Source organism: Streptomyces sp. NPDC058045 (genome assembly GCF_042885635.1).
Lineage (GTDB): Bacteria > Actinomycetota > Actinomycetes > Streptomycetales > Streptomycetaceae > Streptomyces.
The window spans coordinates 21,599-27,805 of the sequence record NZ_JBHVRR010000064.1; the positions used below are offsets into that span (position 1 = coordinate 21,599).

5 protein-coding genes are annotated in these 6,207 nt (G+C 75.8%); 4 read left to right on the plus strand and 1 reads right to left on the minus strand.

Annotated elements, in window-relative coordinates; translation table 11 throughout:
* Nucleotides 1-187 precede the first annotated feature (187 nt).
* From ACFVST_RS26335 to ACFVST_RS26345, 3 genes are read left to right on the plus strand one after another with little or no spacing between them, the layout of a single operon-like run.
* Nucleotides 188-1,000 carry an SDR family NAD(P)-dependent oxidoreductase gene (locus ACFVST_RS26335; protein ID WP_390156072.1) on the plus strand — a complete coding sequence of 271 codons (813 nt, stop codon included), beginning with the start codon at nt 188-190 and terminating at the stop codon, nt 998-1,000.
* 4 nt (nt 1,001-1,004) lie between these two features.
* Complete coding sequence (locus ACFVST_RS26340; RefSeq protein ID WP_390156073.1) at nt 1,005-2,075, plus strand: DMT family transporter; 1,071 nt, start codon at nt 1,005-1,007, stop codon at nt 2,073-2,075.
* Nucleotides 2,072-2,968, plus strand: a complete 897-nt coding sequence (locus tag ACFVST_RS26345) for a polysaccharide deacetylase family protein (RefSeq protein WP_390156074.1) — start codon at nt 2,072-2,074, stop codon at nt 2,966-2,968. The genes ACFVST_RS26340 and ACFVST_RS26345 overlap by 4 nt, the downstream gene beginning before the upstream one ends.
* 32 nt (nt 2,969-3,000) lie before the next feature.
* Here the strand turns inward: ACFVST_RS26345 and ACFVST_RS26350 are convergent, their stop codons facing one another.
* Nucleotides 3,001-5,175, minus strand: coding sequence for an alpha-L-rhamnosidase C-terminal domain-containing protein (locus tag ACFVST_RS26350; RefSeq protein ID WP_390156075.1), 2,175 nt, complete (start codon nt 5,173-5,175; stop codon nt 3,001-3,003).
* Nucleotides 5,176-5,484: 309 nt separating this feature from the next.
* Between ACFVST_RS26350 and ACFVST_RS26355 the strand changes: the two genes are divergently transcribed.
* Complete coding sequence (locus ACFVST_RS26355; protein WP_390156076.1) at nt 5,485-6,171, plus strand: ribonuclease H; 687 nt, start codon at nt 5,485-5,487, stop codon at nt 6,169-6,171.
* The last annotated feature ends 36 nt before the right edge of the window (nt 6,172-6,207 follow it).

Below are 6,207 nucleotides of genomic sequence, written 5' to 3' on the forward strand. Positions count from 1 at the left end.
CCGACGCCTCCCCGGGCGCCGGTCCCGGTCCGTACGCCGTGCCGAGGGGGCGTCGCGGCGGCAGGATGGTCAGCGGGAGCCGGTCGCGCACGGTGCGGGCGGCCCCCGGACGGCCCGCTTGTCGAACCGCCCGAGCTGCCGCGGCGGCCCACCGCCGCGGCACGACGGCCACGGACGGAGAGATGCCATGCCCCGCACCCACCCCGGCATCACCCTCCGCCCTGCGTCCGCCCGGCCCGGCGGCGCACCCGGCGCCACCCGCACAGCCCTGGTGACCGGCGCCTCCTCGGGTATCGGCGCCGCCGTCACCCGACGGTTCGCGGCTGAGGGCGGCTGGCGGCTGCTGGTCACCGGCCGCGACCGGGACCGCCTCGGCGAGGTCGCCGCCGGCACCGGCTCCACCGCGCTGCCCGCCGACCTCACCACACCCGGCGCGCCCGAACGGCTCGTCGGCGCCGCCCTCGGCACCACCGGCCGGCTCGACCTGCTGGTGGCCGGTGCCGGAGTCGGCTGGGCCGGGCCCTTCCCGGCGATGCCCGCTGCGGCTGTGGACCGGGTCATCGGCGTCGACCTGATCGCCGTGGTCCGCCTGGTCCGCCAGGTGCTGCCGCCGATGCTCGCCGCTCGCCGCGGCCACATCGTGCTGATCGGCTCCGTCGCCGGCACCCTCGGCGTCCGCGGTGAAGCCGTCTACTCGGCGGCCAAGGCGGCCGTCGCCACCTTCGCGGAAACCCTCCGCTACGAACTCGACGGCACCGGCGTCCGCATCACCCATGTGGTGCCCGGCGTCGTCGCCACCCCCTTCTTCGAACGCCGCGGCGCCCCCTACACCCGCGCCCGCCCCCGCCCCATCCCGGCCGAGCGGGTCGCCGACGCGGTGTGGGACGCGGTCCGCCTCGGCCGCGACCAGGTGTACGTACCGGGCTGGCTGCGGCTGCCGGCCGGGGTCCGGGGGATGGCACCCGCGCTCTACCACCGGCTGGCCGCCCGGTTCGGGTGATCAGGTGAACGCCCTCACCGTGGCCCTGGCCCTGCTGGCGGCCGTGGCCAACGGAGCCGCCTCGGTCCTCCAGCGGCGCGCCGCCGTGGAGCAGCAGCACGAGGAGGCCGACACGCCGACCGGCGGCGGACTGCGCGGCGGGCTCCGGACCGCGGCCCAACTCCTGCGGCACCGCTACTGGTTGGCGGGCGCCGCCGCACTGGTGGTGTCCGCGGGACTTCAGGCGGGCGCCCTCGCCGTCGGTGAACTCTCCGTGGTGCAGCCGCTGTTGGCCAGCGAACTCCTCTTCACCCTGCTCCTCGGCAGCGCGTTCTTCCGGCACCGGCCCGACGCCCTGACCTGGTTGTCGTTCCTGATGCTCGCGGTGGGCCTCGCCCTCTTCATGTCCGCGGCCGCGCCCTCCGGCGGCACCGGCACCGCGGACCCGGTCCGCTGGGTGCCGGCCGGGCTCTGCCTGCTGGTCGCGGTCGCGGCACTGCTGGCCTTCGGCCGCAGGCTGCGCGGCGCACCCCGCGCCACCGTCCTCGGCACCGCCACCGCGATCTGCTTCGCCTGCACCGCCGCCCTCATCAAGGAGGTCACCGGCCGCATCCCCGGCGGCTGGGGCCCGGTCTTCGGCAGCGGCTACCTGTACGCCACCGCCGCCGTCGGACTGCTCAGCTTCCTGCTGCTCCAGAGCACCCTGCGGGCGGGGACCCTGGCCGCCTCCCAACCGGCCCTCACCCTCGGCGACGCACTGGTCAGCGTCGCCCTCGGCTGGGCTCTCTTCGGCGAGCACGTCGCCCTCACCTCCCATGTGGCGGGCGGGGTGACCGGCGCGCTGCTGATCGCCGCCGGCACCGCGGGCCTGGCCCGCTCCCCGGCCGTGGCGGGCGACTGGGACGCCGACTCGGGTACGGCGCGTCATCCTCGGCGCCGGGGGCGGCGCGGCACGCCGGGGCGCACCAGCGGACGCCGCTCCCGGCACGCCCACGCCCCGCGCGCACCGCGGTCCGGCGGCGAATTCGGCGGCCGGGGCAGTACCGAGGCAGGCGCAAGTACCCGCAACGAACAGCGAGGATCCAAGCGGCCATGACCCATCGAACCCGTTCACCGCACAGCCCGTGTCCGAACCACCCGGCCGAGGGCGCCGACACGCCCGGTCCGGTCGTGTCGGCCTCCGCTCCCGCCGCCCGCGACACGCCGGGCGGCCTCCCGCCCTGGCGGCCGCCCGTCCCGCCGGCTCCGGTGCTCACCGTGGCCCGCGGTGCGGGGCGGGCCGCGGTACGGCTCGGCGCGGTGGCCGCCGCAGCCGGTGCCCTCGGGCATGTCGTGCCGGCGGGGAGCTGGCTGCCGGGGGTGCGGCGGGCGCTGCTGCCGCGGCTCGCCGGCCTCGGCAGCACCACGCATGTGGCACTCACCTTCGACGACGGGCCCGACCCCGCCACCACCCCCCGCTTCCTGGACCTCCTCGACCTGCTCGATGTGCGGGCCACCTTCTTCGTCCTCGGTGAGAGCGTGCTGCGCCACCCCGGGTTGGGCGCCGAGATCGCGGGCCGCGGCCATGAACTCGCCGTCCACGGCTGGCGCCACACCCGCCCCTGGCTGCCCGACCCGGCCCGCGACCACCGCGAGATCGCCCGCGCCCGCGATCTGATCGCCGACCTGGCCCACCGCCGCCCGATCTGGTACCGCCCGCCCTACGGCATCCTCACCGGCGGCCGCTGGCTGGGGGCCGTACGGTGCGGGCTGCGGCCGGTGCTCTGGAGTGCCTGGGGCCGGGACTGGACGGCGGACGCCACCCCGGAGTCCGTACTGGGCACCGTCTGCCGTGATCTCACCGGCGGGGGCACCGTCCTGCTGCACGACACCGACCGCACCACGGCGCCCGGCGCCTGGCAGGCCACCCTCGCCATGCTGCCCGACCTGGTCGCCCACTGCCGGGAAGCGGGCTGGGCGGTGGGCCGCCTCGACCGGCACGGCCTCTGACCCCGGCCAACACCCCTGTACGGGAAGGGAGTTCAGCGGCGCCGTACGGTGATGGTGTGGCCGCCCGCAGGGAGCGGGCCGAGGTGCACATAGCCGTCTTCCAGGCGGGTGCCGTGGAAGCGGCTGCTGCGGTCCCAGGCCCGGCGGCGGCCCCGCCGGATCACCGTCGGCCCCTCCTCCGGCACCGGCACCGCCACATCGTCCAGGCCCTGCGGTGAGCTGACCGACAGATCGAACCAGCCGTTGGGCCGCACCCGCCAGGACACCGAGATCACCCCGGACGCGGTGGTCAGCCGGCCCTGGGCGTGCTCCAGACCGCCGGGGTGCGGCATCACCCGGTGCCCGGCGGAACCGTCCGCCACGGGGGAGACACCCAGCAGCCAGAACGTCAGCGCCGAGGTCGGCCCGGTGGCCCAGCCGTGCGCGGCGCTCATGTAGGAGGCGTGGTAGTCCGAGGTGCCGTCGGTGCGGTACCCCTCCCAGAAGGTGCTGGCGGTGCCGTGCGGGGCGCCGAGCATATAGCCCCACTCGCGGCGGATCAGATCCAGCGCCGTACCCGCCCGACCGGCCGCGAAGTGCGCGTGCACCTCCATCGAACCGGGGAACGGGTGCACCGCCGCCGCGTGCTTCTCCGGGGTCAGCGCACCCACCGCGGTCCACCGCCCGGCCAGCGCCGTACTCACCGCGCGCGCCCGCGGACCGTCGGCCAGACCGAACCACACCGCGAGCGCGTTGCCGTCCTGCGGATGCAGGGAAGCACCCGGGCCGTCCGGCCGGTCCCGGTAGAGTCCGGCCGACTCGTCCCAGTAACCGGCCTTCTCCACCGCCGACTTGAGGCGGGCCGCGCGGGTCGAGCAGTCCGCCGCGAGCCGCTCGTCGCCGACCGTGCCGGCCAGCGCGGACGCCGTCACCAGCGCCCGGTGGAGGAGCGCGTTGGCCTCCAGGTTCTTCCCGCCGCCCCGCCGCGCCCAGTCCGCGGCGCGCGTCACATCGAGCAGCCCGTCCCGGTCGATCTTCGCCACGATGTACCCGAGGGCCCTGCGGTACCGCTCGCGCACCGTGGAGAACCATGCCGTGTCACCGCTGAACCGCACATACTCCGCGGTGCCCACCAGCGTCCACAGGTGGTACGTGTCGGACTCGCCCGCCGCCGCCGAGGAGCCGTAGGGCAGCGCGCCGTCCGGGGCCTGATGCCGGTAGAGGACGTCCAACGAGGTGCGGACGGCGGCCAGTTCGCCCAGTGACACATAGTCGGTGAGCAGCGCCACCCCGAGGTCGCCCGGCCACACCGAGCGGTCCCGCTTCGCCCCGTCCACCAGCACCGTGCCACCCGGTTCCGCGATCCGGGCGCTGTTGTCCCAGCCCACGGACGGTGTGCCGGCGGCCCGGCCCTGCTCGGCGGCGACGATATTCGTCTGCACGGTGTAGGCGCCCGCGTACCAGATGCGGTTCAGCAGATCGTCGTCGCAGTAGAAGTAGTTGGGGTAGGCCCGCAGGTCGGCGGTGTCCGGGGCGAAGGTGATGCGGACCGACACATCGGAGAGCGCCACCGCGCCCTCCGTGGTGTTGACCACCGTCACATAGCGGAAGCCGCCCCGGAGTTGGCCCTGCGGCCGGTCCGCCGCGCCCTCCTCGGCACCGGACAGCGGCCGGTCGGTGTCGGTGGCGAGCTGCCCCCCGGGCCATACCGCGTACCGCACTGCCGGCTCGTTCCCGTCCCGCGCGCTCGACCCGTCGCTGTGCGAGGTGCTGATGTAGGTGGACAGCTCGCTGTAGGTCAGGCCCACCGCCTGGTCCGGGTCGCAGTCGGCGCCGAACCCGACGGTGACATGGCCGCCGACCTCCTTGCCGAAGTCCAGGGTGACCGAGGAGCCCGCGCCCAGCAGCCTGGTCCTGGCGGCACCGGGCTTGCCCAGCAGGTCCCGGGCGCGTTCCACGGCACCGGTCGTGGTGCGTACCGCGGTGGGGCGCACGGTGCGGCGGGCCGGGGAGAGGTTGAAGGTGTCCCAGCGGCCGGACGGCGCCTTGCGGGCCCGCTCCCGCACCGCGCGGGTGGGGGAGGTGTGCCGGGTGCCGGCCGCCGTGCCGCGGGGCGCCGCCTCGGCGGGGGCCGCTCCCAGGCCGGCCGCGGTGGCCGCGGCCACCGCACCGGCCCGCAGTACCGACCGTCTCTGGGGGCCCGGTTCCGCTCCGGCGCTCTGCGGCATCGTCGTCTCCTTGCGGCTGTCGCACGGTCGGTGGCTGGTTCTCGGCGTTGTCAGGCTCCGGCGATTGTGCCGCACGGGGGCGCCCCACGGACAGACACCGCATCACACCGGTCCCGGCAGAGCCGCGTGACCGGCACCGACGGTACCCGAGCACCCCCGGGCCACCGCCACGGGATGCGGAGGTCCGGGCGGTCACTGCGTATCGTGCTCCGAGCCGGGGAGTCCACCGCACCGCACGCCGACCGAGCCACCCGCCGCGGGCGCCCCGCGACACGCGGGACACGCAGGAAGTACGAGGGAAGCAGAGCCATGTCAGATCGCATCATCGCCGCCTGCGACGGCGCGTCCAAGGGCAATCCGGGCCCCGCCGCCTGGGCCTGGGTGGTCGCCGACGCGGAGGGCCGCCCGCAGCGCTGGGAGGCGGGCCCGCTGGGCTCCGCCACCAACAACGTGGCGGAACTCACGGCGCTGGAACGGCTGTTGTCGGCCACCGACCCGGCGGTGCCGCTCGAAGTGCGGATGGACTCGCAGTACGCGATGAACGCGGTCACCAAGTGGATCGCGGGCTGGAAGCGCAACGGCTGGCGCACCGCCTCCAACAAGCCGGTGGCCAACCGGGATCTGGTGGCCCGTATCGACGAGCTGCTGACCGACCGGCCCGTCGAGTTCCGCTATGTGCCCGCACACCAGGTGGACGGCGACCCGCTGAACGCCATCGCCGACCAGGCGGCCAGCGAAGCGGCCGTGGCCCAGCAGCCCGCGGGCACCGTGCACGGCGCCGAGGCACCACCGGTCCCCGACCCGGCCTCCGCCACCCGCCCGGCCTCCGGCGGATCCCGCAAGAGCGCGGCGGGCAAGGCGAGTTCGGGGCGCAGGACCGTCATCAGCGCGAAGTTCCCCGGCCGCTGCTCCTGCGGACGTGCCTACGAGGCGGGCGAGAAGATCGCCAGGGGCGACACCGGCTGGGGCCACCCCGAGTGCGCCGGAACATCCTGACGCGCCACCGCCCGCCCCTCCTTCTCAGCGCCCGCC